The sequence below is a fragment of the Flavobacterium sp. genome (assembly GCF_036515215.1).
Classification (GTDB): domain Bacteria; phylum Bacteroidota; class Bacteroidia; order Flavobacteriales; family Flavobacteriaceae; genus Flavobacterium.
The window spans coordinates 1-25,928 of the sequence record NZ_DATBVQ010000035.1; the positions used below are offsets into that span (position 1 = coordinate 1).

A 25,928-nucleotide genomic window follows, 5' to 3' on the forward strand; every position below is an offset into this window, starting at 1 on the left:
ACTTGACGCTCTAAACCAGTTCCAACAATTGGAGCTTCAGGACGAATTAATGGTACGGCCTGACGCATCATGTTAGATCCCATCAAGGCTCTATTCGCATCATCATGTTCTAAGAAAGGAATCAAAGAAGCAGAAATCGAAGCAATTTGATTTGGTGCAACATCCGCGTAATCCACTTTTATAGGGTCAATTACTGGGAAATCACCTTCCATTCTCGCAATTACATTCTCAGCGGTAATTTTTCCGGTATTATCCATCTTAATATTCGCCTGAGAAATCAGCATTCCTTCTTCTTCTTCAGCGCTTAAGTAAATTGGAGTAGATACTAAATCTACAGTTCCATTAGTTACTTTGCGGTAAGGTGTTTCGATGAAACCCATTCCGTTTACTTTAGCATAAACTCCAAGAGAAGATATCAAACCAATGTTTGGTCCCTCTGGTGTTTCAATAGGACATAAACGTCCGTAGTGCGTATAGTGAACATCACGTACCTCAAAACCTGCTCTCTCTCTCGAAAGTCCACCTGGTCCTAGCGCAGATAATCTTCTTTTGTGCGTAATCTCGGCAAGTGGATTCGTTTGATCCATAAACTGAGACAATTGGTTAGTACCAAAGAAAGAGTTGATAACAGATGATAATGTTTTAGCATTAATCAAATCTATTGGTGTAAACACCTCGTTATCTCTAACGTTCATACGCTCTCTAATTGTTCTAGCCATACGCGCTAAACCAACACCGAATTGTTGAGACAATTGTTCTCCAACTGTTCTAACACGACGGTTTGATAAGTGATCAATATCATCAATATCCGCTTTCGCATTGATTAATTCGATCAAATATTTTACAATGGTAATGATGTCTTCTTTGGTAAGCACTTGCTTTTCCATCGGAGTATCTAAACCAAGTTTTTTGTTAATTCTGTAACGACCTACTTCACCTAAGTTGTAACGTTGGTCAGAGAAAAACAATTTATCAATAATACCACGAGCAGTTTCTTCATCAGGCGGTTCTGCGTTACGCAATTGTCTGTAGATATGCTCAACGGCTTCTTTTTCAGAATTGGTTGGATCTTTTTGTAGCGTATTATGGATGATGGAATAATCAACTTGATTATTATCTTCTTTATGCAACAAAATAGATTTAACGTTAGAATCGATGATTTCCTCAACATTATCTTTATCGATAATGGTATCTCTATCAAGGATAATTTCGTTACGTTCGATAGAAACTACTTCACCAGTATCCTCATCTACGAAATCTTCATGCCATGTATTTAATACACGTGCGGCTAATTTTCTACCGATAAATTTTTTAAGTCCTGTTTTAGACACTTTAATCTCTTCGGCAAGGTCGAAAATCTCAAGGATATCCTTGTCTCTTTCAAAACCAATGGCACGAAATAAAGTGGTAACAGGTAATTTTTTCTTCCTGTCGATATAAGCGTACATTACGCTGTTGATATCTGTAGAAAATTCTATCCAAGATCCTTTAAAAGGAATTACTCTGGCAGAATATAATTTTGTTCCGTTAGCATGGAATGACTGTCCAAAGAAAACACCTGGAGAACGGTGTAGTTGAGAAACAACAACACGTTCAGCACCATTGATTACAAAAGTACCGCTTGGTGTCATGTAAGGAATTGTACCTAGATATACATCTTGTACAATTGTCTCAAAATCTTCATGCTCTGGATCTGTACAATATAGTTTCAACCTTGCTTTTAAAGGTACACTATGAGTCAGTCCTCTCTCTATACATTCTTGAATTGTATAACGTGGTGGATCTACAAAGTAGTCAAGGAATTCCAATACAAAGTTATTTCTTGTATCTGTAATTGGAAAGTTTTCCATGAAGGTATTATAAAGTCCTTCATTGCCTCTTTCATCAGATTTAGTTTCTAATTGAAAAAAATCTTGAAAAGATTTTACCTGAACATCTAGGAAATCTGGATAGTTCGGGATATTTTTTGTAGAGGCAAAATTCAATCTTTCGGTCTGATTTGTTATCATCAATGGACAAAATTTTGATTATAAAAGTAATTTTTTGTGTATAAATAGGGTTCTATTTATACTTTTCTTTTACTTCCATTACATCTTTAAAAACCAATTTAAGATAACTACTTTCTTATTATCTGTTAATTTTTTTTCCTCGTAATGGGTAAAATGAACTTAATTTAAAAGGCTATTTTGTATCAAAACAATATAGACTTTCATTATACGAAAAATGGTTTAGGTCTTTGGGCGACTAAACCCAAGACCTAAACCTTAATCTAAAACTATGTGAGAATTATTTTAATTCAACTACAGCTCCAGCTTCTTCTAAAGATTTTTTAAGACCTTCAGCCTCTTCTTTAGAAACACCTTCTTTAACATTTGATGGTGCAGAATCAACTACATCTTTAGCTTCTTTCAAACCTAAACCTGTAAGTTCTTTTACCATTTTCACAACTGCTAATTTAGAAGCACCAGCTTCTTTCAATACAACTGTAAATTCTGTTTGAACGTCTTCAGCAGCAGCGTCACCACCACCTGAAACTACTACAGCTGCAGCAGCTGGTTCGATTCCGTACTCATCTTTTAATATTGTTGCTAATTCGTTAACTTCTTTTACAGTTAAATTAACTAATTGTTCTGCGAATTGTTTCAAATCTGCCATTTTTTCTATCGTTTTAAAATGATTTGTAAAATTATATTTTGTTTATTGTGCGCATTGTAAATAATAAAAATTGAGATAAACTCTATTTCTATTATGCTTCTGTTTCAACTGCCTCTTCTTTAGCGAATTGATTTTGAAGAGCAGAAATAACTCTTTGTGCCGGTGATTGAAGTAATCCAATGATTTCACCAATAAGTTCTTCTTTAGATTTGATAGTTGCTAATGCATCTAATTGATCATCTCCAATATAAACTTCCGCATTGATATAAGCCCCTTTTAAAACTGGCTTAGTCGATTTTTTACGGAAATCTTTTATTATTTTTCCAGGAGCATTTGCGATATCTGAGATAAAAATAGCACTGTTACCAGTCAAAACTGTAGGTAACTCACCATATTCGTTTTCAGAAACCTCCATTGCTTTTACAAGCAAAGTGTTTTTTACTACCTCTAATTTAATATTTGCTTTAAAACAAGCTCTTCTCAACTTTGAAGTTGTGTCTGCATTTAGTCCAGAAATATCTGCTATGTAAACAATATTTGTACCAGCTAACTGTGCAGTTAATTCTTCAATCGCGATTGATTTTTCTTCTCTAGTCATACTAAAAATTATTAACTACCAATTATACTGCTTTTGGGTCTAATGCAATAGCAGGACTCATTGTGCTTGTAAGGTAGATACTTTTGATGTAAACTCCTTTAGCCGCAGTTGGTTTAAGTTTGATTAATGTTTGAATAATTTCGTGTGCATTGTCAACAATTTGCTCAGTTCCGAAAGAAACCTTACCAATTCCTGCATGTACGATACCAGTTTTGTCAACTTTAAAATCGATTTTACCGGCTTTTACCTCTTGAACAGCTTTTGCAACATCCATAGTTACAGTACCTGTTTTAGGGTTAGGCATTAAACCTCTAGGTCCTAAAATACGACCTAATGGACCTAATTTACCCATAACGCTAGGCATAGTGATGATTACATCAACATCTGTCCATCCCGCTTTAATTTTTGCTAAATAATCGTCAAGACCTACATAGTCCGCTCCTGCTGCCAAAGCTTCCGCTTCTTTGTCTGGAGTAACCAATGCTAATACTTTAACGTCTTTACCAGTTCCATGAGGCAATGTTACCACACCTCTAACCATTTGATTCGCTTTTCTTGGATCTACACCCAATCGAACTGCGATATCAACAGACTCATCAAATTTTGCAGAAGCAACTACTTTCAATAATGCCGCAGCATCTTTCAAAGAGTATACTCTGTTTTTGTCAATTTTTGAAGCAGCCTCTTTTTGCTTTTTTGTCAATTTTGCCATGTCTTTCTTTTAATTAAAAAGGAGAGTCTCCTGATACAGTTATACCCATAGACCTAGCCGTTCCAGCAACCATACTCATTGCAGCTTCCATTGTGAAAGCGTTTAAGTCTGGCATCTTGTCTTCAGCAATAGCTCTAATTTGTTCCCAAGTAACACTAGCTACTTTTTTACGATTAGGCTCACCAGAACCAGATTTTAGCTTTGCAGCTTCCAATAACTGAACAGCTGCAGGCGGAGTTTTAACAACAAATTCAAATGATTTGTCTTTATACACAGTAATTTGTACTGGGCATATTTTGCCGGGTTTATCCTGAGTTCTAGCATTAAATTGCTTGCAGAACTCCATGATGTTTACCCCAGCAGCTCCTAAAGCAGGTCCAACCGGTGGCGATGGATTCGCAGCACCTCCCTTAACTTGTAGTTTAACTACTTTACTAATTTCTTTAGCCATTTTTTAAAAAATTTAACACCACAATCATTTGGAAGCGATCGCAATGGATATTATATGTAACAAAATATTATACTTTTTCAACTTGCATAAAACTCAACTCCAAAGGTGTTTTTCTTCCGAAAATTTTCACCATCACTTCTAGTTTACGCTTTTCTTCATTTATTTTCTCAACAGTTCCGTTAAAACCGTTAAAAGGACCATCAATAACCTTAATCGTTTCACCTATGTTGAATGGTATTGCATGGGTATCCGTGTTTACGGCCAACTCATCCACTTTACCTAACATTCTATTCACCTCTGACATTCTTAAAGGAACCGGCTCTCCGCCTTTAGTTTCACCTAAAAATCCAATAACACTAGTCACGGACTTGATAATATGAGGTATTTCACCAATCAGATTCGCTTCAATCATAACATAACCTGGAAAGTAAACTTTTTCCTTGATTAGTTTTTTTCCATCCTTTACAGTTACCACCTTTTCAGTAGGTACGAGTACTTGAGAAACATAGTCACCCATCCCTAATCTAGAGATTTCAGTTTCTATGTAAGCTTTCACTTTATTCTCTTGTCCACTTACTGCTCGAACGACGTACCATTTTTTTAGATTATTTTCCGTCATCACAAAAATTAAGCTTTTATCCAGTTAAAAAACCCAGCTAATGCTTTTGCAAAAAACTCATCTACTCCCCATGTTGCCAAAGCGAATAATATAGAGAAAATAGCAACAACAATCGTTAGTTTTTGCACTTCAGCCCAAGCCGGCCAAGTCATGTTTGACTTTAATTCCTCAAATGATTCTGATATGTAATTAACTATTTTTGCCATTATGATTTGTTTTTTTGTTGCACGGGCGGAGGGATTCGAACCCCCATCAACGGTTTTGGAGACCGCTATTCTACCCTTGAACTACGCCCGTTTGTTAAAAACCAGTAACAACACAAGATGTTACTGGTTTTAGATTTATTTTATAGAATTATGCTACAATCTCAGTTACCTGACCTGCACCTACAGTTCTACCACCTTCACGGATAGCGAAACGTAATCCAACATTCATTGCAATTGGGCTTAACAAAGCTACATTGATAGTTAAGTTATCTCCAGGCATAACCATCTCTACACCTTCCGGTAAAGTAATAACTCCAGTTACATCAGTTGTACGTACGTAGAACTGTGGACGGTAGTTATTATGAAATGGAGTATGACGTCCACCTTCTTCTTTTTTCAAGATATAAACCTCAGCTTTAAAAGTCGCATGTGGCTTAACTGATCCTGGCTTAACGATAACCATTCCTCTTTTGATGTCTTCTTTTTGAATACCTCTCAAAAGGATACCTACGTTATCTCCAGCTTCACCTCTATCAAGGATTTTACGGAACATCTCAACTCCTGTAATAGTAGAAGTTAATTTTTCAGCTCCCATACCAATGATTTCAACAGCATCACCTGTATTAGCAACACCAGTTTCGATACGACCTGTAGCAACAGTTCCACGACCAGTGATTGAGAATACATCTTCAACAGGCATCAAGAAAGGCTTGTCAGTATCTCTAACAGGCTCTTCGATCCAAGAATCCACAGCTTCCATCAATTCAATAATTTTAGGAACCCACGCTGGATCATTGTTCAATCCACCTAAAGCAGAACCTTGAACAACTGGACCATTATCTCCATCATATTCATAGAAAGACAATAAGTCTCTAATTTCCATTTCAACTAATTCCAATAGTTCCTCATCATCAACCATATCCACTTTGTTCATGAATACAACCATTCTAGGAATACCTACTTGGCGACCTAATAGGATGTGCTCACGTGTTTGTGGCATTGGTCCATCAGTTGCAGCTACAACAAGAATAGCACCATCCATTTGAGCAGCACCAGTAACCATGTTCTTTACGTAATCCGCGTGACCTGGACAGTCAACGTGAGCGTAATGACGATTAGCAGTTTCGTACTCAACGTGAGATGTATTAATTGTAATACCTCTTTCTTTTTCTTCAGGAGCATTATCAATTTGATCAAATGATTTTGCTTGACAGTAACCTGCATCAGATAACACTTTAGTTATTGCCGCAGTTAATGTAGTTTTTCCGTGATCCACGTGCCCAATTGTTCCAATGTTTAAGTGGGGTTTGTTACGGTTAAAGGTTTCTTTTGCCATTTTACTTAATTTTTAATCTAGTTATATATTCATTTCAATTTCCTACTTACTTGAGCCAACTACGGGAATTGAACCCGTGACCTCTTCCTTACCAAGGAAGCACTCTACCTCTGAGCTAAGTCGGCAGAATCCTTGATTAAAGAGCTTAGATTTCTAATTTTAGATCTTTTTCAATCTACAATCTAAAATCCGCAATCTAAAATTAATTCTGTGGGGAGAGCAGGATTCGAACCTGCGAAGACGTAGTCAGCAGATTTACAGTCTGCCCTCGTTGGCCGCTTGAGTATCTCCCCTCTTTTTCTATTTTTAATATCGCACTTAGCCAAATGCAACATTATTGCCTTTCAGAGCCGGCGGAGGGACTCGAACCCACGACCTGCTGATTACAAATCAGCTGCTCTAGCCAACTGAGCTACGCTGGCGTTATCAATAAAAAAAGTCCGCTATTTCTAACGGACTGCAAATGTAGAGATTTTATCTCTCAATCAAAACATTTTTTAAAAAAATTTTAATATTATATATGCGCTCGTATCTTTTGTTTCCTTTTAACCAATATTCGCTCCAAGGATTCTGCCGATAATTCAATTGCTTCCTCGAAAGTTTTGCATTGTTTTTTAACCATAAAATCATCTCCGGGAACATTCATCTTCACCTCAACAATCTTATTTTCTTTATCACTTGTCTTCTCCACTTTCAAATAGACATCCGAGAACACGACCTTATCGTAATACTTCTCTAATTTATCCATTCTCTCTTGAACATAATCTACCAGTTTTCCGTCAACAGCAAAGTTAACTGCATGAACATTTACCTTCATAATCAATTGTTTTAATGGTTAAACTTTTTGTGAATTATTATTTGTTTCTTGGATGAGCATCTTCATAAACTTTTTTAAGCTCAGACAAACTACTGTGCGTATAAATTTGCGTTGATGCCAAACTCGAATGCCCTAACAATTCCTTCACCGAATTTAAATCAGCCCCGTTATTTAATAAATGAGTCGCAAATGTGTGTCGTAAAATATGCGGACTTTTTTTTACCTTTTCGGAGACCGCACTAAAGTAAGAATTTATTAATCGATACACAAAAGAATCATTTAATTTTAACCCTTTTTTTGTTAGAAAAAGAAACTCCTCATCTTTGATACATTCCAAAGACGATCGCTCATTAATGTAAAATGAAAACTGCTCTTTTATAATTGGCAAAATGGGAAGAATTCGTTCTTTATTCCTTTTACCCAAAACCTTTATCGTATTGTTTGACAAATCAACATCGATCGCTTTTAGATGAATCAGCTCCGCTCTTCTTACCCCAGAAGTGTAAAACAAATCTATTATCAATTTGTTTCTCACCTCCTCAAACCCAGATGGGTTTTTCATTCCAATTAAAACTTCGGCAACTTCCTTTTCCGAAAAAGGGATTTGAAGTTTCTTTGAAATTTTTAAAGCCTTATGTTTCAGCAACGGATTAACTTCTATTTGTTTTGTTTTCAACAGAAATTTGTAAAAAGCTTTCAATGATGAAATCTTCCTGTTTACAGAAACATTCGACATACCGTCATCCACAAGCGAAACGATCCAAGTCCTGATTTGGCTGTAATTTACCCTTTCTATGTTGTCTTGATCAAAATGAATTTTATTGAATGACTGGAAGTTCGTTATATCATTCAGGTACGCATTTACCGTGTGGGGAGAATACTTTTTCTCCTTTTGTAGATAGTCCGTAAATGCATCTGTAGTGGTAACCATAAATATAAAAACCGTTAGCATCAAAGTTAAGAAACTTTAATGACTAACGGCATTTAAATTTTAAAAGAAAAACTTAGTTCTCTAAGTTGTCTCTCATGTTTTGAATATAAGCTGCTTTTTGAACTTTAATTCTATTTTTCACAGAAGGCTTAATAAAAGCAGTACGTGCACGTAACTGACGAACAGTTCCTGTTTTATCAAATTTTCTTTTATAGCGCTTTAATGCTCTATCGATATTTTCTCCGTCTTTAATTGGTATAATTAACATAATTTTGACACCCCCTTTCGTTAAGTGTGCAAAAGTAATCAATATTTTGAGTTAGGCCTTACGAATTCTAATTATTTTAAAAAAAATCAGCAGACAGAAAGAAATAAAAAAAACCAAGCAACAATTCCTTGCCACTTAGCTTTTCTATCTTCCTTATATTCATGAAAAACCATCGTTTCAAAATATTTTTTGAAATCGGCCCTGTTTGAATCTTCATAGTTCACTGGCTTATCTATCTTAAACTAAACCGAATTAAACAAAACTATATTTTAATAGGTCAGCCATTATTTCACGGCCGGCTCATAATTTTGTTTGTCAATTATCATTTTCGATAAAATTTCCTTTAGGATTTCCGAAGTCCCACCTCCGATTGGCCCCAAACGGCTATCTCTAAATAGGCGCGCTAATGGATATTCTTCCATGTATCCATAGCCTCCCAACATTTGTAAGCAGCTATAAATCGTTTCATCAGCCACTTGAGTAGATTTCAATTTCGCCATAGTAGCTTCCTTAACGACATACTCTCCCTTGTCCAATCTAGCTATTGCTGCATAATTAAACACTTTGCAATGTTCTACATCTGTCGCGTGCTCAACTAGCTTATGTCTTAATGCCTGGAATTTATTTATTGTTTTGCCAAACGCTTCTCGTTGCGACATGTATTCTATTGTATAATCAATTGCATACTCAGCTCTTGCATGCCCATTTATGGCCATAATCAAACGCTCTAAAGCAAAATGCTGCATTATGTAAGGAAAGCCTTTTCCTTCTTCACCCATCAAATTTTCAACAGAAATTTCGACATTATCAAATGCGATTTCTGCAGTATCTGAAGCTCTCCAGCCTAATTTATCCAGTTTTACTGCGGAAACTCCCTTAAGGTTACTGTCCACCAAAAACATACTTATTCCTTTGTTTCCAAGCTCCGGACTCGTTTTTGCAGCAACTACATAATAATCGCCGTAAACACCGTTCGTTATGAATGTTTTGGAACCATTGATAATATATTTATCTCCTTTTTTAACGGCTGTGGTGCGCATAGCTGCAACGTCGCTACCGCCAAAAGGCTCAGTAATACATAAAGCTCCTATTTTATCTCCGGAAATACTTGGCGCTAAATAATCTTGTTTAATTCGCTCATCCCCTTCTGCATTTAAGTGTGTCATTGCCAAATAAGAATGTGCCCACATGGCAGCGGCGAAACCTGCAGATTTTATTTTCTGAAGTTCTTCTAAAAAAATAACGGTGTAGAACAAATCTAAATTTAACCCCCCATAAACTTCAGGATAACGGATTCCGAAAAAGCCCATTTCTCCAAACTTCTTCCATATAAAACGCTCAATAGCGCCCGTCGCTTCCCATTTTTCAATATGAGGCACAACTTCTTTTTGTAAAAAATCTTTTAAGCTCTTTCTAAATAATTGATGTTCTTCTGTAAAATAAATTGAATCCATGTATAATGTTTTTTGTGTATTTTAGTAAATTGAAGTGAGTTGTTTCCTTTGCATTTGAAGTAAAAAGCAGCTTGCATTGTTCCAGATTTAAGTTTTTTTGAGCCTATAAACGAGCTACTAATTTTAAAGTGCAAAATTACGGAATCAACGACCCTTTTGTAGCCATTTAAGAAATAAATAATTTGCTTCAATATGCACTTCTAATTAAAAGCCAAATATAGTTCAATTATTTTTACATTTTCAACGGGAAAATCCTTAATTTTTGTTAAATCCTCAATATTGTTAAAATCACCGTTCATACTTCGATAGGTAACAATTTGCTTTGCAAGAGCATATCTAAAGTACGGAAATTGGGAAATCTCCTTGACAGATGCATTATTGATATCAATTTTTTTTATGTCGGGAAACCCAAAAACTCTATAATGAGCATTGAGCTTATCGATCACCTCGGCTGACAAGCCCCAAACATCTTTCATCTGTTCCATCGAAACAAATCCGCCAAGACTTTCCTTCAGTCTTAAAATCCTAAGCGATATAACTTCTCCTATTCCATATATCTTAATTAAATCTTCCTGAGTGGCTTTGTTAATGTCCAGCGGCACTATTTTCTCTTTTTGGACAAAAGCCTTTTGCCCGTAACGCACATCCTTTTTGTAACTATCTTTTTTATTGACCCAATCAGGAAATTTGAAGTTGGGAGCAATTGCTCCTAATAATGAGTCCGAAACTTTAGTGACATCTTGAAATTCCTTTGCGGAATTTACATATTTATTGTCTTTCCTAAACGCAAGAAGCCTATCTATTTCCTGAACTGACATGCCAAGCTTATATCCTTTATAATCGGTAATGAAATTAGGGTTAAACGGATATGTTTTTGCCGCATATTTTGTATTCGCCTGATTCAGGGAATCCATTTCGGTCTGCACGGAAAGCCACTTCCCTTTATCAGGAGAATCCTTTTCTATTGAATCAACGTTCACGAAAAAACAGAGCAATTGGAGAATTACAATCATGACAAAGAGAAACAAAATTCCAGTGCGCTGACTTTTTGTGAATTTAAAATAAACACTTATTTTTTTGAAATCCATAGTAACCAAAATTAAGTATGAAGAATGGTGTTCAATTCAAACACTATTAGGCATTAACCCTCTAAGCTTTTGACACTAAAATTATGAAATTATCAGACAAGAAAAAATTCCTCAATAAATAAATATGACAATTATCGAGGCTAAACTAAGTCTTCAACAAACTAATCATTATTAAGATCCCAATATATTTAGAAATATGGAATTAAACCATATTCCTACACCGCTTTTATTTTCTTATTTAGTTGAATTATAATTTTTATATTTTGTAAAAAATAATACATTTGAGCACTAATAACAAAAAACCAATAAATATATGTCAATTTGGAAAACAAAACCACTGTCAGTTTTACTAAATGAAGCGTCAGAATCCGAAAAAGGATTAAAAAGAACATTATCTTCAGCCTCGCTTGTGGCACTGGGAGTTGGCGCAATAATAGGGGCAGGACTATTTTCATTAACTGGAATCGCAGCTGCAGAGCATGCGGGACCGGCAGTAACCCTATCCTTCATATTGGCGGCTGTAGGATGCGCCTTTGCAGGATTATGCTACGCCGAATTTGCCTCAATGATTCCGGTTGCAGGTAGCGCTTACACATATTCTTATGCAACTATGGGTGAATTTATGGCTTGGATCATCGGTTGGGACTTGGTGCTTGAATATGCGCTTGGGGCAGCGACAGTTGGTGTCAGTTGGTCTCGTTACCTCCTTGAATTATTAAGCAAATATGGAATACACCCCAATCCCAATTTTCTTTGTTCCCCCTGGGAAACATTAACCTTGGGAGACGGAACAGTGATAGACGGCGGCTATTTTAACTTACCCGCAGTATTAATCGTTTCCTTGCTTTCTTTGCTATTAATAAGGGGAACCAAAGAATCAGCATCCATAAATAACGCATTGGTAATCCTAAAAGTAATTGTTGTTATTATTTTTATTATTGTAGGATGGCAATTTATTGACCCTGCCAACTACGCTCCTTACATTCCACAAAATACAGGAATAAAAGGTCAGTTTGGATGGTCAGGAATTGCAGCGGGAGCGGGAACCGTTTTCTTCGCATTTATTGGTTTTGATGCCGTATCTACTGCAGCCCAAGAAGCAAAAAATCCCCAAAAAGGCATGCCGATCGGAATTCTAGGTTCCCTTGTAATCTGTACTATATTATATGTGTTGTTTGCTCACGTGATGACTGGACTTGTGCCTTACTACATGTTTGCTAATGACGCAAAACCGGCAGCGACTGCATTTGCCGTAACAGGATATGATTTCCTTCAAACAGGATTGATCGTTGCTATTTTAGCAGGTTACACATCCGTGATGCTTGTGATGTTAATGGGACAGAGCCGTGTATTCTATACTATGAGTAATGATGGCTTATTACCCGCTTTTTTCGGCGAAATTCACGCAAAATTCCGTACACCATGGAAAACAAACATTTTCTTCATGGTATTCGTAAGTTTATTCGCCGGTCTAGTACCAGTGAGTGATTTAGGACATATGGTAAGTATCGGTACTTTATTAGCTTTCGTTTTAGTTTGCTTCGGTATTCTAGTAATGCGTAAAAAAATGCCCGATGCACCTAGATCATTTAAAACACCTTTCGTACCATATGTGCCTGTTGCCGGTATTTTGGTTTGTCTGTATTTAATGTATTCACTTCCTTACGAAAGTTGGATTCGATTGGTACTATGGATGGGAATTGGAGTAGCCCTTTATTTTGTCTATGGCAAGAAACATAGCAAATTAAACAATCCGCAAAAATAATTTTTTTATAGAATTGCAAAGGGACCATAAAGTAACAATTTACTTTATGGTCCCTTTTTTTATACAGCACTTTAAAAACTCTACAAATCGAATACCGAGCTTCTTTTTGCCCTAATCAAATCCTTAAGCCGAATCCAGAAAGCTAGTGTTAAATATACACCAAACCATAATCCCGCGGTGACGAACGATATGTAAATAAAAAACAGACGAACACTTGTTACTCGCATACCCAATTTATCAGCCAATCGCGAAGAAACGTGGAACCCATATTTTTCAAAGAAATATTTAAGCTTTATTACTTTAGGCAACTTTTTGTCTGATTGTATCTTTTGCATATGCAAAAATACTGAATTTTATAATAGACTCCTTTTATTAATTATTCTTCAACAATTCCATTCCGATGGCACATTCCAAACACTTGCTTTTGTTACAGTACTCGTTTTTGAGCTGCAACAGGGACTGGGTTTCAAAAGCGCTTGTTGATTTTATTCCAAAGGAACTAAACTTCCCTATAATGGCATTCTTCTCTGGCGAGATTTCATTTATCAATTCAATCAAATTTTCAGAATTTTCTTTTCCTTGGCTTTTTGCAAATGCAAATAAAACTGGTATTATAGTATTTATGACAATCAAATCGATGAACGATTTCGAAAGCATTTTTTTCTTCATCGTACTTTTTTTGTCAAACTGATAATGCTCTTGCCAATAATCCGAGGCATCAACTTTAAAGAGCCCATAAATGGAAGCGAGAGAATCAATTGCACTTATTTTAGAAAATAGATTTTGCTCCATATGGTACAAACTCGCTAATTGGGAAAGGCGTATCGTCGGGAAATTATCCGGACGATGCTTAAAAAACTGAACTGGCTCGAATGAACTTTTTTCTATTTGGTGTTTATCCGATAAATAGTCAAACCTGAATTTCAAATTACTGTAGTAGTTGTCTTGCTTTTCGCCGTCCAACAAACCCGCGTTGCCAAACAATAATGCCTCCAAATTCTCTCGCTCGAAGCTTTCCTTTCTGATGATTGAAAACGGGATGGAACTGGCGATTTTAAAGAAAATATCCCCATTTGTATTGAGGCCAAAGTTTTTTGCCAAAAGACAAAACAAAACGGCTTCCCAATCATTATTGGTCTGTGCCAATAACTCGTCTATGGGTTCTGATTTTCGCTCCAGCCGTTCAAAAAACAGGCGCTCTTGCCAATTCCTGACCACAAAACCATCTATTGTATTGAGTTGCTTTTCGCAAAAAATCCAGGATTTTGGCGTTATCAATAACTGATAATTATCCAATGCCTTTTTGTCGACGTAATTTTTTAGCTCTAAAACGGGAATTTCGATATTGTTTTTTCTGAAAATCTCGGTGTCATGTTCCCAAACCACATGAAGAATGACGTTTTCATAAGCCGTATCTTTTTCGTGATGATGCACATACCAATCCGATGACTTAAGGTGTATTTCAACATTACCGGCCCATTTTTGGTCACCAATTGTTATCTGGGCATTGAAGAAATCAGGGCCGGCCAACTCCAGGTATTGGCCCACATTACTGATGGTAATATCCTCACTATTACAAGTTTTTAGATTTAGAGCGTCGAACTTCTTAAATTTCCAGAGATAGTGCAGAAAATCTTCCTTCATCGTAAAACCTTGTTAATGAGCAACTAAAGTAATAAAAAAAAGTGCAGCTTTACCGTTTTATGTAAATTGTTTCATCTCTGGTGACGATTACCGCAACATATACAATTTGGCGCAAGCCCTGGCATCTGACAAAGCCTCATGGTGATTTAAGGCAATTTTCATCTCCCTGCAACAGTCGCTTAATTTAGTCGGTTTTAGTCCTTTGGCTTTGTAGATTTTCACGGTACATTGCCAACGGGTGCCAATATTCAAATCGTCATAGTTTAAATTATACAGTGCCATTGATTTAGCCAAAACATTCCTGTCAAAACTCTCATTGTGCGCCACTACAACCCTGTTTTGAAGTCGTTTTTGTATTTCGGGAAACACTTGGGCAAATGACTTTGCATTGACAGTATCACGCGGATATATACCATGTACTTTAATCGTAAAGGGAGAATAAATATTATTCGGTGGTTTGATTAAGGTAACAAACTCATCGACAATTACTCCGTTTTCCACGGTAACAATACCCACTGAACAGGGATGGAATGCGGTTGCGGTTTCAAAGTCTATTGCAGTAAAGGTCATTTGTATTTCAGGTTTTTGTAATGATTTCAGATCCACAAAAATACTATCAATTATGCAAGTTCAAAGCATTCAGCAACTTTCTTTTCATTTCGTCCTGTAAATTTTTGAGGCATAAAACTTTTACCTCTGCACGGATTGGGATTCTTTGAGTATTGCGTTTAGATGTGAAACAAAAATCCCGCACGGTTAAAAAAAAACCTTGCGGGACTATATGTGAAATAAATTCGTCATATAACCTTATTTTATCGACCCGATAATGTCATATTTCGTTACAATATGGTGTTTTCCATTGCCTAAATCAATCAAAACGGCAGCATTTTCCCTGCTGAATAATTTAGAAACCTCTTCAATGGTCGTTCCCAATTGCACGATAGGATACGGATTCCCCATGATTTCCCTAATCGGTCTCTCGGCAGAATTTTTATCGCTAACGTAACTTTGAAACAAGTCGGATTCGTCAAGAGACCCAACAAATCCGGTAATGTCCATTACGGGAATTTGTGAAATTTTATACTTACGCATTCTTTCGATAGCATGTGACACCAATTCTTCAGTACGCGCTACGATTAATGGTTTATCGATATGGTCTTTAATTACATCCTCTGCTTTTGTTACTTCTTCCTCCAGAAAACCTCTTTCGCGCATCCAGTCATCGTTATACATTTTACCTACATAACGACTCCCTGAATCATGGAATAAAGCAACGACAACATCTTCTGGTTTAAAATGCTCTTTTAGCTGCAACAATCCCTTTACAACCGCTCCGGCAGAATTCCCTGCAAAAATGCCCTCTTCAAGCGCAATTTTACGGGTGTAAACCGCGGCGTCCTTGTCGGTTACTTTTGTGAATCCGTCAATCAATGAAAAGTCGACATTTTTGGGCAATATGTCTTCCCCAATTCCTTCTGTTATATAAGAATAGATTTCGTTTTCGTCAAAAACTCCAGTTTCATGGTATTTTTTGAATACGGAACCGTAAGTATCGATACCCCAAATCTTAATGTTTGGATTCTTCTCTTTCAGATATTTTGCAATCCCTGAAATGGTCCCTCCCGTCCCCACTCCAACGACGAAATGAGTTATTTTACCTTCTGTTTGCTCCCAAATTTCAGGACCCGTTTGTTCGTAGTGTGCCAATGCATTTGAAGGATTGTCATACTGGTTCACGTACCATGAATTAGGTGTCTCTTCTGCCAATCTTTTGGATACGGAATAATACGATCGAGGGTCAGTTGGCTCCACATCCGTAGGGCATACTACCACTTTAGCCCCAACCGCGCGAAGGATATCCATCTTTTCTTTGGATTGCTTGTCTGAAATCACGCAGATCAGCTTGTAGCCTTTTATGATTGCAACCAAAGCCAATCCCATTCCTGTATTCCCTGAAGTTCCTTCTATTATTGTGCCTCCAGGCTTTAATCTCCCGTCAGCTTCTGCATCAGCTATCATTTTTGTAGCCATCCTGTCTTTTGCAGAATTCCCTGGATTAAAAGACTCTATTTTAGCCAGCACTAATGCATCTATTCCCTCGGTTACTTTGTTTAACTTCACTAAGGGCGTATTGCCTATTGTACCTAATATATTTTCTGCGTATTGCATTTAATTATACTTTTAAAATTCTTATTTGTGATAAATATTTTTGCAAAGATAGCATTTTGTTATAAAAACACTCCCATTTAACACTTTTGCGTTCGTGATAATAGCGGCATCCTTTTCTTGCTTCCTTTAAGCAAGGAAAGATATAGCGGATAGCACGATAAAACGCCCAAGGAAAAATTTAAACGGTATTCAAGTTAATTGAAGAAATTCCAGATTAAACCAAACCGGATGGTGAAATCGCGATACGGATTGTTGGGTGCCGAATAGAAATTGTTTCCGGTAAATGAGGAATTAAAATGTTCCGCCTTGAAATAGATTCTGGTTCTTTGAATCCGTGCATTGATGAAAAAATCAAGATTTGGATAACTTCCGATTTCTTTTTTGTCTTGAATGAAAAACTCCCCGATTACCGGATTGTAGTCATTGGCCAAATATTTCGTGAAATAATTGAACGTAATTCCTGTTTGCAAAAACAAGGCCTTCTTAAACAGGTAATTGGTATAATAAAGGGTGTTTCTGGTTACAATTTCAGGAACATTTAAAATAGCATCGTTTTGATCTGTTTTTTGATACAAAACGGTATTGTCTAAAGCGAACCTTCCGAAAGCTATTTCCTTGTTAAGCTTTACCGATACGTAATTTATGGTGTTGCCGTACTGTTTTGGAGTGACGATCTGCTGGCTTTCGTCAGTTGCAGTGTTTTCAAAATACAAATGGTCATCGAGCGTCATAAACTGAACTGATGCTTCGATCCAAGGAGTTGCGGCGTTGGCTGTAATCGAGTTTATTTTTTCGTTTTTAAAATCGTTGTACCAGTTGTAATTCACGTAACTGCTCTGATAAAGGTTGTAATTATCGTTAGGCAATTTGTTCAAGTTTTGGTAACCGAATGAAAATTGATAGTCATCATTAAAATCATAGTTCAACTTGGCGTCCATATTTGATAACGACTGATTGGTTATTGATCTTGAGTACAAGAATTTCCCGTTCCAATTGTTTTTTTGATAATCATATTGACCTCCCACACTATTTATATTTCGCGTCAGTGAAGCCGGAACGGTTCTATCGTCGAAAATCAATATCTTATTGTAATAATAGTTGCTCCTGAAATCGTCGGCAAAAAAGTGAAATTTTCCGAGGGTAGTGTTTTCATAAATCAATCCCAGTTTATTATACATTTTATTGTAATGCGTTTGGTCATTGATTCCCGATGTCACGAAAGAATTGCCAAATCTATAAACCGTGGTCGAACCAACAGTGGAAGGAACCGTTAGCTGATTGAATTCGAAAAATTTATTCTCGTAATTGAACTGGTGGGCGACATACAAATTGTTCTCCCCTTTTTTTGAATTGACTCTAAAAAAATGGTCCAAAAACACTCGTTTCCCTTTCAGAAAAGACTTGGCATCGTTGAGATATACCTCAAGTCTTTGTCTGTTATCATACTTCGGGTCTTCATTTTCGAAATCAGAAATCGTAGTAACTCCTCCGTTCTCTTCATTTAAAATGTCCTGATACGTGAAATGCGCATTGGCAAAATAGCGTTCGTTTTTAGTGTTATAACTTGTCGTGAACCTGAAATTTCCCGTACTGGCGAGTTGGTTTATATACTTGCCCTCAGAACGCAATCCCTTATAGGCAATCGAAAAATTCAGTCTTGGATTAATGTTTAAAGTAAAAAAGGCGTCGAGAGTTTGTCCCTTCTTCATAACCGATTTGAAATACAATTCTGTTACAGGAGTGGCCACGGAACTGTACCTTATATCATTGGCTTCCAAAAAATTAAAATGTTTTGCCTTGAAACCAAATTCCGGATAAGGGGAAAACTCCGTCAAACTGTGTTGCAAGGTATTGTAAGTTTGGCCTTCATTGGCAAAGGGCAACAGCCCAAAGATATCTTTTCTCAGATAATTAAAACTATATTCCCTTTGAATGGTAAGTGAAGTATCCAGATAAGTGGTGTCACGTTCTATCGAAATAAATCGATACATGTCCATGGTAGCCACTTTTGGGGTATTGCCGTTTTTTAATGTGTCCGATTGTCTCTGATATTTATTGTTGTTTGAATCATCGCCCTGTTTTATTTGGGAAAACAGCATTGTTGGCAATACTAAAAAATATAAAAAAAAGAGTATTCTCATTTGGACGAAGGTATAATTAGGCTATTATTTTCAAGCAAAGGTAAATGATAAAAACATATAAAAAAACACCTTAATTTATTGGTTTAACACAGCAAATGTTGCTATCATGCTTTATTCCGAAAAAAAATATAATATTTGTCGTCTGTAAAACCTTTTGCTATGCTTCAACATAATTTTTCGGACTTTTTGCTGGAAACCGGAACCGACGAAGCGGGCCGCGGATGCTTGGCAGGACCCGTAACTGCAGCCGCCGTTACACTTCCCGTTTTTCTTCCCGTGAAGGGGAAAAACAAAAACAAATCATTCCGCAGCTTTTACGAACTGATCAACGATTCCAAGTTACTCACCGAAAAGACAAGAGAAAAACTCAAACCAATCATCGAAGAAATCGCAATTAGTTTTTCCGTAACACATCTTGAACCCTTGGTAATTGACCAGATTAATATTTTGAATGCCTCGATAAAAGCAATGCAGGAATGCGTCTTGAAACTTGAGCCACAACCGGAGTATATTATTGTTGACGGAAACGCTCCATTTATCCACAAAAACGGAATAAAAAATAAGGCTGGGAAAATTTATACCGCAAAAGAGATCGCCATTCTTAAATCCATTCCCAGTACAAGCATCGTCCAAGGGGATGGCAAGTTCACAAGCATTGCGGCAGCATCTGTTTTAGCAAAAACCTATCGTGACGAATACATGAATCGCATTCATGAAGAGTACCCAATGTACAACTGGAAACAAAATAAAGGCTATCCTACTAAAGAACACCGGGAAGCCATAAGAAAATATGGGGTTACAAAATACCACCGAATGAGTTTTCGATTGTTGCCTGAACAGTATTCTTTTGATTTTGAGATTATCGATTAGTGATTTCAGTTTTCTCAAATGTAGCCTCAAAAAGATTGGAGAAATGTTTCAGGATTTTTTCTTTCGCTTCTTCCTCGTTCACTTTTTCAACCCCAAGTTCCACGTTTAATGTAGTTACCGCTTTTCCGCGAATCCCACATGGAATGATATTGTCAAAGTATCCCAAGTCAGCATTTACGTTTAAGGCGAATCCGTGCATGGTCACCCAGCGCGAGGCACGAACACCCATGGCGCAAATTTTTCGTGCAAACGGCGTCCCCACACCAAGCCAAACGCCAGTTTCGCCTTCGCTCCTGCCACATTCCAAACCATATTCTTGAAGAGTAAGGATAATGGCCTCTTCCAGGAAACGCAGGTATTTGTGAATATCCGTAAAGAAATTTTCTAGGTCAATTATAGGATAGCCCACAATTTGTCCTGGTCCGTGATAAGTAATGTCACCGCCACGATTTATTTTGTAAAAAGTGGCTCCTTTGGCTTCGAGTTGCTTTTCAGATAACAGTAAGTTGGTTAAATCGCCACTTTTGCCCAAAGTATATACGTGCGGATGTTCCACAAAAAGAAAGTAATTTGGAGTTTCAAGATTGAGGTCCTCTCTCCTATTTCTGATTTTCAGGTCAACGATTCCTTTGAACAGTTCCTCTTGGTATTCCCAAGTTTCCTTGTAGTCTTTATTTCCTAAATCTTGAAGTTGGATAGTTTTGTTCATTTCTTTTTAGAGGTGCAAAAATTTTGAGCTACAAAGGTACAAAGTTTTAGATTGAAGTTGCAAAGGTTAAAACGAGGCTAAAACTGTTCTTCTAAGATCACTTCTACATTTGTGCTTTCTGGATTTTGCAAACAATCCGATATCAGGAATTGCAGTTCCATTGATTTTTCGTCGTCACTAATTTTAGCATTTGTATTAGAAACCGATTTAATTTTACGGGGAAAATGATACCTCAAAACATAGGGTTGATTGATTTTGAAATTCGCCAGTCTGGTCTTGTACCCTTCAATTAATTTCTGTTGTTTTTTCAACTCCGCTACATCGGTAATCTGTACGGTTCTTTTGAAAAGACTTCCGTCAAAAGTATAACTTACACCGTAATAATGTTCTTCTGCGGTCAGGGCGTAATTGTGCTCCAAGTCATCCGCATATTCCTGGGTTTTGTACAAATCAGCAACTGCTGAAATATTGCAGAAGCTTTGTGAAATTTTTGTTCGAAATTCCTTGTCGTAGGAACTTTTCTTGATGTGGACATTTACGTCGGCATATTTTTGGAAAATGGCTTTTTCGGATGCTGGAAGTCTCGAGAATGTCTCCGAATATTTTATTATGAAATCCCTGAATACGTAGGTCGTATCCTCAAATTTTTCTTCCTTGGAATAATTCTCGCCCGCCAGTTGCATGTAACTGTGCTCGTCGCGCAGCGATTCCGTTTCAATGGTTCCACCTCCGTCAGCATTGATGTGAATGGTTTCCGTGACCTGACAACTTGTGGCAAGTGCAATAAAAAGCAGGTAAAAACAGTATTTCATTTTTTTATCATTCGGATTTAAGCTTTCAAATATACTATGAATTAAATCGTAATTCTTACAGTTTAACAAAATGTTCTTACAAATACCATTCGCACTAAAATAGTCCCGATTACTTCACTTTTTTTATATTTTTAATCGGAGTTCAGTGAACTTCGTTTGCAGCGATATCCCACACCTTTTTTTGGTGTGGATAAAGCGAATAGCGGGACGAATCGTGCTTGTAAAAGCTATTGTTTCTGCTCCTCAATTCAGCCAATTTAATAATGTAACATTCCAACTTCATGACTTTGCAACTTTCAGACAGAAAGACTATCTTTGCCCTCTTAAAATCAGCATAAAATGGCATTATCCGAACAAGAAATACTTCGTAGAGAAGCACTCACAGAATTGCGCAAATTAGGAATCGATCCTTATCCGGCCAACGAATTTGTAACTACCGCTTATTCAGGCGATATACTTGCCGATTTCGAGAAATACGAAGGAAAGGAAGTGGTTCTTGCAGGCCGATTGATGGGGAAACGCATCATGGGGAAGGCTTCGTTTGCAGAATTGAAAGATGCTGAAGGACGAATCCAAATTTATGTTTCCAGAGATGACATTTCGGATGATGAGGAAAAAACGATGTACAACGTAGTTTTCAAAAAACTGTTGGATATTGGCGATTTTATTGGTGTTCGCGGAACTGTTTTCAAAACGCAGGTGGGCGAAATCTCTGTCCATATTTATGGCTTGGCGGTTTTGGCGAAAGCCTTGAAACCACTTCCTGTAGTGAAAACGGATGCTGACGGAAAAACGCATGACGCATTTGCCGATCCTGAACAAAGATACCGTCGTCGTTATGTAGACTTAACGGTTAACGACCACGTGAAAGAAACGTTTATCAAGAGAACGAAAATGTTCAATGCGATGCGTTCTTTCTTTAATGACAAAGGATACCTTGAAGTGGAAACGCCAGTTTTGCAACCGATTCCTGGTGGTGCTGCGGCGAGACCTTTTATCACACACCATAACTCTTTGGACATGCCATTATACATGCGTATCGCCAATGAATTGTACTTGAAAAGATTGATTGTAGGTGGGTTTGAAGGGGTGTATGAATTCTCGAAAAACTTCAGAAATGAAGGAATGGACAGAACGCACAACCCAGAATTTACCGCGATGGAAATATATGTAGCCTACAAAGACTACAACTGGATGATGCGTTTCACCGAAGACTTGCTGGAGCATTGTGCTGTTGCGGTTAACGGAACGAGCGAAGCGACTTTTGGAGAGCACAAAATCGATTTCAAAGCGCCTTATGCCCGCGTGACGATGACGGATTCCATCAAGCATTTTACCGGCTTTGATATTTCTGGTAAAAATGAAGTGGAATTATACGACGCAGCAACAGCAATGGGCATTGTTGTGGATGCAACGATGGGAAAAGGAAAGCTGATTGATGAGATTTTTGGCGCCAAATGCGAAGGAAACTATATCCAACCTACTTTCATCACGGATTACCCGAAGGAAATGTCTCCGCTTTGTAAACAACACAGAGACAATCCGGAATTGACGGAACGTTTTGAATTGATGGTTTGCGGTAAAGAAGTGGCAAACGCCTATTCTGAATTGAATGACCCTATTGACCAAAGAGAGCGTTTCGAGGAGCAAATGAGATTATCTGAAAAAGGCGATGATGAAGCGACCGGAATAATCGATGAAGATTTCTTGAGAGCCTTAGAATACGGAATGCCTCCCACTTCCGGATTAGGAATTGGAATGGACCGTTTGATGATGTTCTTGACCAATAACTCATCTATACAAGAAGTGTTGTTCTTCCCACAAATGAGACCCGAGAAAAAACAAGTTCAGGTGGAACTTGAAGATGATGAGAAACTGATCGTTGCTTTATTGCAAATCAATGACAACCAAATGGAATTTGGATTACTGAAAATCAAATCTGAATTGAGCGGCAAAAAATGGGACAAAGCCATGAAAAACCTTTCTTCTTTAGGATTGACCGAAGTGGTTGTTGTGGGAGACAGCAAAGCCTGCCGATTGAAACAGTAATTTCAATAAAATTATATATTAAAGAAAAGGAGCTTCAATTGAAGCTCCTTTTTTGTGTTTAAAGAATTCAGAAAAGAAAACACAACGGTATTGAGCATTAAAATATTAACCGTACAATAACTTTTTGAATTTGCATCACTCTTATGTATATTTGGCTTTAATAAACATAGTAAATGTTATTCAACAGTTTCATTTTTTTCTTTTTCCTTTTTCTGGTACTTTCTGTATTTTACTCTTTAAAAAATCAACTATTAAAAAAATACTGGCTATTATTATCTAGTTTCTTCTTTTACGGATATTTTAATTGGAAACTACTGGGAATCCTGCTACTCTGTATATTTTTTAACTATTATATTGCTTTATTGATTACGGATGCAAAGAAAGTATTTAAACATTGCCTGACAATAGGAATTGTTTTCAACCTAATGCTATTAATATTCTTTAAGTATTTTAACTTTTTTATTGATTCATTTGATGAAACTGCAAAATTTTTAGGTTTTACAATCACTCCATTTTACCTCAATATTGTTTTACCGATAGGTATCTCATTTTATGTTTTTAAAGCCATAGCATACTTGATAGATGTTTCTAGAAAAGAAATCGAACCCACAAAAAAAATAGTGGATTTCGCACTTTACCTTAGCTTTTTTCCTCAATTAATTGCTGGTCCAATTCAACGAGCTAATTATATTTTCCCTCAATTATCTTCCTCGTTAACTCCCTCCAAAACACAACTAAATGACGCTTTTTTTTTAATCTCCATAGGTTTATTTCAAAAAACAATGATTGGTGACGCTTGCGGAAAAATGGTAGACCCCATCTTTTTTGATTTGAGTAAATATTCTTCCTTTGAAATTACAAGTGCTGTTTTATTATTCACGTTTCAGATATATGCCGATTTTGCAGGATATTCAAATATAGCGAGGGGATTGGCAAAACTATTTGGTATGGAATTGACAATCAACTTTAAGCAACCTTATCGTTCTAAAAATGTAAAAGAGTTTTGGAGCAGATGGCACATTTCTTTATCCACTTGGCTACGAGACTATTTATACATTCCTCTGGGCGGCAATAGAAAAGGAAAATTTATAGTATATCGTAATATAATAATAGTAATGTTATTGGGCGGACTGTGGCATGGAGCTGGATGGAATTTCATATTATGGGGATTATATCATGCTTTATTATTAATGATTTATCACAGTACCAAATCAGTCTCTTTACCAAAGTATTTAAACAACATGGTTACTTTTATTGCAATTGTAATTGGTTGGGGAATATTTAGATTAGAAAACTTTGATCAATTTAGAGTTTTCATAGAACAAATTTCCGTGATGGATTTGGGTGATTTTTATGGGCGATTTATAAAAATGATCTTAACCTATGGGGGAGTTTTGTTTTTAATAGATTGGCTCCAAATAAAATATAAAAACGATGCGATTTTCACAGATTTTAAGAATCAGCCATTTGCTTTTGGAGTAACAGCCAGCTTATTTGTTGTAAGTTTGTTTTATATTCTAACCAAAGATTCTTCTCCTTTTATCTATTTTCAATTTTGAGAACCTTTCTATATAAAATACTAAGTTTTATTGTTGGATTTTTTCTAATAACTGTTTGTATTGAAGTATTTTTAAAATTCAGTGAAATTAAACTTCCTTTTAAAACGTTAGACCCAAAAATCGGCAAAACTTACCAATCAAATTCCCTTATCAATGAGACAAAAGAGGGTTTTTATATGGGAAAAACGAATGAATACGGATTTATTGGAAACATAAATAAAAAAGAAAACACATTTCGAATTGCCTTATTTGGAGATTCTTTTACTGAGGGCTTCCAAGTCTTCGAGCCTTACAAATTTTCAAGAGTCTTAGAGAAGTCGATAAATGAAAATTCAAAGCTTAAAGTTGAGATTCTAAATTTCGGAATTAGTAATGTTGTGCTGCCTGAAATATATATTAGAAAAAAGAGACTCGCTGAAAAATTCGATATTGATTTATTTGTTTATGTTTTTGATAGTTATGATTTTTTCTTTCAGCCTGAAGGCATTTTAAATAGCGTTGAACTAATAGAAAAAGACAATGGCTTATCTATTATCCCCAATACATCTAAGTCCTATCAATTATATCAAAAAGCAAAACCTATTATTGACAACAGTTCTTATATAAATTTCGCTTTTGATGGCTATTTATTAGTTCGAAGAGGACAAGCTTTTCCTAAGCTGTTCGACAAATTATACTCTGGGAATACGGTCAATAATTCTACAGGAATTTCAAATAATCCATTTGAAAATTTAACACCAAAGTACCTGAAAATAATTTCAGAAATGGCAAAAGACAACACCGTTTTTATATTTCGAGAAAATGCAGATGGAAAATTAAAATCTACGATAGCACCTTATAATATCCCGATAATAGAAACAGAAGAAGTTTTAAACAATTTAAGACAGAATGGCGTTAATCCCTATTATTGGGAATCTACACAAACTATTGGGCACTTTAATTACATGGCTAATCACGCCTTTGGAAATTATATTAGTGATAAATTAGTCCCTTTTATAAAAAAGAAATGATTTTTTTATTTTGACTTTCCTTCTATCGAAGTTATCAAAATTTTAATCAAAAACAGCTTTAGGTT

Annotated in this window: 25 protein-coding genes and 4 tRNA genes; 5 read left to right on the top strand and 24 right to left on the bottom strand. The window is 36.4% G+C overall.

Translation table 11 applies throughout. The features are described from left to right. The 17 genes from rpoB to VIH09_RS02780 form a co-directional block, all read right to left on the bottom strand. A partial coding sequence (gene rpoB / locus VIH09_RS02700; RefSeq protein ID WP_331577624.1) for a DNA-directed RNA polymerase subunit beta occupies nucleotides 1-2,009 on the bottom strand: 2,009 nt, incomplete at its 3' end. A gap of 277 nt (nucleotides 2,010-2,286) precedes the next feature. After that, the gene (gene rplL, locus VIH09_RS02705) at nucleotides 2,287-2,655 is read right to left on the bottom strand and encodes a 50S ribosomal protein L7/L12 (RefSeq protein WP_007137816.1); all 369 of its coding nucleotides are present in this window, start codon (nucleotides 2,653-2,655) and stop codon (nucleotides 2,287-2,289) included. 91 nt (nucleotides 2,656-2,746) lie between these two features. Further along, a complete protein-coding gene (gene rplJ, locus VIH09_RS02710; protein WP_331577627.1) occupies nucleotides 2,747-3,253 on the bottom strand; it encodes a 50S ribosomal protein L10 in 507 nt (168 codons plus the stop codon). Nucleotides 3,254-3,275: 22 nt separating this feature from the next. Further along, nucleotides 3,276-3,965 carry a 50S ribosomal protein L1 gene (rplA, locus tag VIH09_RS02715; RefSeq protein WP_331577629.1) on the bottom strand — a complete coding sequence of 230 codons (690 nt, stop codon included), beginning with the start codon at nucleotides 3,963-3,965 and terminating at the stop codon, nucleotides 3,276-3,278. A gap of 13 nt (nucleotides 3,966-3,978) precedes the next feature. Then, nucleotides 3,979-4,416, bottom strand: coding sequence for a 50S ribosomal protein L11 (rplK, locus tag VIH09_RS02720; RefSeq protein WP_331577631.1), 438 nt, complete (start codon nucleotides 4,414-4,416; stop codon nucleotides 3,979-3,981). Nucleotides 4,417-4,483: 67 nt separating this feature from the next. Beyond that, nucleotides 4,484-5,035, bottom strand: a complete 552-nt coding sequence (nusG, locus tag VIH09_RS02725) for a transcription termination/antitermination protein NusG (RefSeq protein ID WP_331577669.1) — start codon at nucleotides 5,033-5,035, stop codon at nucleotides 4,484-4,486. Between the two features lie 8 nt (nucleotides 5,036-5,043). Continuing rightward, nucleotides 5,044-5,241 (bottom strand): preprotein translocase subunit SecE, encoded by a 198-nt coding sequence (gene secE / locus VIH09_RS02730; RefSeq protein WP_331577633.1) that lies wholly within the window; start codon nucleotides 5,239-5,241, stop codon nucleotides 5,044-5,046. Between the two features lie 20 nt (nucleotides 5,242-5,261). Further along, nucleotides 5,262-5,332, bottom strand: a tRNA-Trp gene (locus VIH09_RS02735). A gap of 57 nt (nucleotides 5,333-5,389) precedes the next feature. Further along, on the bottom strand, nucleotides 5,390-6,577 hold the full coding sequence (tuf, locus tag VIH09_RS02740; RefSeq protein WP_331577635.1) for an elongation factor Tu: 1,188 nt from the start codon (nucleotides 6,575-6,577) through the stop codon (nucleotides 5,390-5,392). A gap of 53 nt (nucleotides 6,578-6,630) precedes the next feature. Next, nucleotides 6,631-6,702, bottom strand: a tRNA-Thr gene (locus VIH09_RS02745). A gap of 86 nt (nucleotides 6,703-6,788) precedes the next feature. Then, nucleotides 6,789-6,870, bottom strand: a tRNA-Tyr gene (locus VIH09_RS02750). Between the two features lie 55 nt (nucleotides 6,871-6,925). Beyond that, a tRNA-Thr gene (locus VIH09_RS02755) sits at nucleotides 6,926-6,999 on the bottom strand. Nucleotides 7,000-7,091: 92 nt separating this feature from the next. Then, nucleotides 7,092-7,394, bottom strand: coding sequence for a ribosome hibernation-promoting factor, HPF/YfiA family (hpf, locus tag VIH09_RS02760; RefSeq protein WP_331577637.1), 303 nt, complete (start codon nucleotides 7,392-7,394; stop codon nucleotides 7,092-7,094). 37 nt (nucleotides 7,395-7,431) lie between these two features. After that, on the bottom strand, nucleotides 7,432-8,325 hold the full coding sequence (locus VIH09_RS02765; RefSeq protein ID WP_331577639.1) for a tyrosine-type recombinase/integrase: 894 nt from the start codon (nucleotides 8,323-8,325) through the stop codon (nucleotides 7,432-7,434). Nucleotides 8,326-8,398: 73 nt separating this feature from the next. After that, nucleotides 8,399-8,593 (bottom strand): 30S ribosomal protein S21, encoded by a 195-nt coding sequence (gene rpsU, locus VIH09_RS02770; RefSeq protein WP_331577641.1) that lies wholly within the window; start codon nucleotides 8,591-8,593, stop codon nucleotides 8,399-8,401. 284 nt (nucleotides 8,594-8,877) lie between these two features. Next, complete coding sequence (locus VIH09_RS02775; RefSeq protein WP_331577643.1) at nucleotides 8,878-10,047, bottom strand: acyl-CoA dehydrogenase family protein; 1,170 nt, start codon at nucleotides 10,045-10,047, stop codon at nucleotides 8,878-8,880. Nucleotides 10,048-10,247: 200 nt separating this feature from the next. Then, nucleotides 10,248-11,135: a helix-hairpin-helix domain-containing protein gene (locus VIH09_RS02780; RefSeq protein ID WP_331577645.1), complete on the bottom strand. Its 888-nt coding sequence runs from the start codon at nucleotides 11,133-11,135 to the stop codon at nucleotides 10,248-10,250. Between the two features lie 313 nt (nucleotides 11,136-11,448). Between VIH09_RS02780 and VIH09_RS02785 the strand changes: the two genes are divergently transcribed. Next, nucleotides 11,449-12,900 (top strand): amino acid permease, encoded by a 1,452-nt coding sequence (locus VIH09_RS02785; RefSeq protein WP_331577647.1) that lies wholly within the window; start codon nucleotides 11,449-11,451, stop codon nucleotides 12,898-12,900. An 80-nt stretch (nucleotides 12,901-12,980) separates the two neighbouring features. Here the strand turns inward: VIH09_RS02785 and VIH09_RS02790 are convergent, their stop codons facing one another. The 5 genes from VIH09_RS02790 to VIH09_RS02810 all read right to left on the bottom strand — a co-directional run bounded on the left by VIH09_RS02790 (nucleotide 12,981) and on the right by VIH09_RS02810 (nucleotide 18,854). Then, nucleotides 12,981-13,235, bottom strand: a complete 255-nt coding sequence (locus tag VIH09_RS02790) for a PspC domain-containing protein (RefSeq protein ID WP_414656135.1) — start codon at nucleotides 13,233-13,235, stop codon at nucleotides 12,981-12,983. A gap of 37 nt (nucleotides 13,236-13,272) precedes the next feature. After that, nucleotides 13,273-14,544: a DUF2851 family protein gene (locus VIH09_RS02795; RefSeq protein WP_331577649.1), complete on the bottom strand. Its 1,272-nt coding sequence runs from the start codon at nucleotides 14,542-14,544 to the stop codon at nucleotides 13,273-13,275. Nucleotides 14,545-14,631: 87 nt separating this feature from the next. After that, nucleotides 14,632-15,114, bottom strand: coding sequence for a 3'-5' exonuclease (locus tag VIH09_RS02800; RefSeq protein ID WP_331577651.1), 483 nt, complete (start codon nucleotides 15,112-15,114; stop codon nucleotides 14,632-14,634). A 237-nt stretch (nucleotides 15,115-15,351) separates the two neighbouring features. After that, nucleotides 15,352-16,713 carry a pyridoxal-phosphate dependent enzyme gene (locus tag VIH09_RS02805; RefSeq protein WP_331577653.1) on the bottom strand — a complete coding sequence of 454 codons (1,362 nt, stop codon included), beginning with the start codon at nucleotides 16,711-16,713 and terminating at the stop codon, nucleotides 15,352-15,354. Between the two features lie 194 nt (nucleotides 16,714-16,907). Continuing rightward, complete coding sequence (locus tag VIH09_RS02810) at nucleotides 16,908-18,854, bottom strand: putative porin (protein ID WP_331577655.1); 1,947 nt, start codon at nucleotides 18,852-18,854, stop codon at nucleotides 16,908-16,910. A 159-nt stretch (nucleotides 18,855-19,013) separates the two neighbouring features. On the opposite strand from VIH09_RS02810, the gene VIH09_RS02815 reads away from it, so the two are divergent. Beyond that, the gene (locus tag VIH09_RS02815) at nucleotides 19,014-19,724 is read left to right on the top strand and encodes a ribonuclease HII (protein WP_331577657.1); all 711 of its coding nucleotides are present in this window, start codon (nucleotides 19,014-19,016) and stop codon (nucleotides 19,722-19,724) included. Here the strand turns inward: VIH09_RS02815 and lipB are convergent. Then, nucleotides 19,714-20,433 (bottom strand): lipoyl(octanoyl) transferase LipB, encoded by a 720-nt coding sequence (gene lipB / locus VIH09_RS02820; protein ID WP_331577659.1) that lies wholly within the window; start codon nucleotides 20,431-20,433, stop codon nucleotides 19,714-19,716. The genes VIH09_RS02815 and lipB overlap by 11 nt on opposite strands. A 77-nt stretch (nucleotides 20,434-20,510) precedes the next feature. After that, a complete protein-coding gene (locus VIH09_RS02825; RefSeq protein WP_331577661.1) occupies nucleotides 20,511-21,245 on the bottom strand; it encodes a hypothetical protein in 735 nt (244 codons plus the stop codon). Nucleotides 21,246-21,584: 339 nt separating this feature from the next. On the opposite strand from VIH09_RS02825, the gene lysS reads away from it, so the two are divergent. The 3 genes from lysS to VIH09_RS02840 all read left to right on the top strand — a co-directional run bounded on the left by lysS (nucleotide 21,585) and on the right by VIH09_RS02840 (nucleotide 25,863). Next, the gene (lysS, locus tag VIH09_RS02830; RefSeq protein WP_331577663.1) at nucleotides 21,585-23,294 is read left to right on the top strand and encodes a lysine--tRNA ligase; all 1,710 of its coding nucleotides are present in this window, start codon (nucleotides 21,585-21,587) and stop codon (nucleotides 23,292-23,294) included. A 362-nt stretch (nucleotides 23,295-23,656) separates the two neighbouring features. Continuing rightward, complete coding sequence (locus VIH09_RS02835) at nucleotides 23,657-24,853, top strand: MBOAT family O-acyltransferase (protein WP_331577665.1); 1,197 nt, start codon at nucleotides 23,657-23,659, stop codon at nucleotides 24,851-24,853. 176 nt (nucleotides 24,854-25,029) lie between these two features. After that, nucleotides 25,030-25,863, top strand: coding sequence for a hypothetical protein (locus VIH09_RS02840; RefSeq protein ID WP_331577667.1), 834 nt, complete (start codon nucleotides 25,030-25,032; stop codon nucleotides 25,861-25,863). Nucleotides 25,864-25,928: the final 65 nt, after the last annotated feature.

Excerpts from the sequence above, each read along its gene's own strand:
- VIH09_RS02815 (WP_331577657.1), top strand. The coding sequence starts at position 19,014 with ATGCTTCAACATAATTTTTCGGACTTTTTGCTGGAAACCGGAACCGAC.
- tuf (WP_331577635.1), bottom strand. The coding sequence starts at position 6,577 with ATGGCAAAAGAAACCTTTAACCGTAACAAACCCCACTTAAACATTGGA.
- lipB (WP_331577659.1), bottom strand. The coding sequence starts at position 20,433 with ATGAACAAAACTATCCAACTTCAAGATTTAGGAAATAAAGACTACAAG.
- rplA (WP_331577629.1), bottom strand. The coding sequence starts at position 3,965 with ATGGCAAAATTGACAAAAAAGCAAAAAGAGGCTGCTTCAAAAATTGAC.
- VIH09_RS02775 (WP_331577643.1), bottom strand. The coding sequence starts at position 10,047 with ATGGATTCAATTTATTTTACAGAAGAACATCAATTATTTAGAAAGAGC.
- nusG (WP_331577669.1), bottom strand. The coding sequence starts at position 5,035 with ATGACGGAAAATAATCTAAAAAAATGGTACGTCGTTCGAGCAGTAAGT.
- secE (WP_331577633.1), bottom strand. The coding sequence starts at position 5,241 with ATGGCAAAAATAGTTAATTACATATCAGAATCATTTGAGGAATTAAAG.
- VIH09_RS02795 (WP_331577649.1), bottom strand. The coding sequence starts at position 14,544 with ATGAAGGAAGATTTTCTGCACTATCTCTGGAAATTTAAGAAGTTCGAC.
- VIH09_RS02785 (WP_331577647.1), top strand. The coding sequence starts at position 11,449 with ATGTCAATTTGGAAAACAAAACCACTGTCAGTTTTACTAAATGAAGCG.
- VIH09_RS02840 (WP_331577667.1), top strand. The coding sequence starts at position 25,030 with ATGGGAAAAACGAATGAATACGGATTTATTGGAAACATAAATAAAAAA.
- VIH09_RS02825 (WP_331577661.1), bottom strand. The coding sequence starts at position 21,245 with ATGAAATACTGTTTTTACCTGCTTTTTATTGCACTTGCCACAAGTTGT.
- lysS (WP_331577663.1), top strand. The coding sequence starts at position 21,585 with ATGGCATTATCCGAACAAGAAATACTTCGTAGAGAAGCACTCACAGAA.
- VIH09_RS02780 (WP_331577645.1), bottom strand. The coding sequence starts at position 11,135 with ATGGATTTCAAAAAAATAAGTGTTTATTTTAAATTCACAAAAAGTCAG.
- VIH09_RS02790 (WP_414656135.1), bottom strand. The coding sequence starts at position 13,235 with ATGCAAAAGATACAATCAGACAAAAAGTTGCCTAAAGTAATAAAGCTT.
- rplL (WP_007137816.1), bottom strand. The coding sequence starts at position 2,655 with ATGGCAGATTTGAAACAATTCGCAGAACAATTAGTTAATTTAACTGTA.
- VIH09_RS02800 (WP_331577651.1), bottom strand. The coding sequence starts at position 15,114 with ATGACCTTTACTGCAATAGACTTTGAAACCGCAACCGCATTCCATCCC.
- rplK (WP_331577631.1), bottom strand. The coding sequence starts at position 4,416 with ATGGCTAAAGAAATTAGTAAAGTAGTTAAACTACAAGTTAAGGGAGGT.
- VIH09_RS02810 (WP_331577655.1), bottom strand. The coding sequence starts at position 18,854 with ATGAGAATACTCTTTTTTTTATATTTTTTAGTATTGCCAACAATGCTG.
- VIH09_RS02765 (WP_331577639.1), bottom strand. The coding sequence starts at position 8,325 with ATGGTTACCACTACAGATGCATTTACGGACTATCTACAAAAGGAGAAA.
- VIH09_RS02805 (WP_331577653.1), bottom strand. The coding sequence starts at position 16,713 with ATGCAATACGCAGAAAATATATTAGGTACAATAGGCAATACGCCCTTA.
- hpf (WP_331577637.1), bottom strand. The coding sequence starts at position 7,394 with ATGAAGGTAAATGTTCATGCAGTTAACTTTGCTGTTGACGGAAAACTG.
- rpsU (WP_331577641.1), bottom strand. The coding sequence starts at position 8,593 with ATGTTAATTATACCAATTAAAGACGGAGAAAATATCGATAGAGCATTA.
- rplJ (WP_331577627.1), bottom strand. The coding sequence starts at position 3,253 with ATGACTAGAGAAGAAAAATCAATCGCGATTGAAGAATTAACTGCACAG.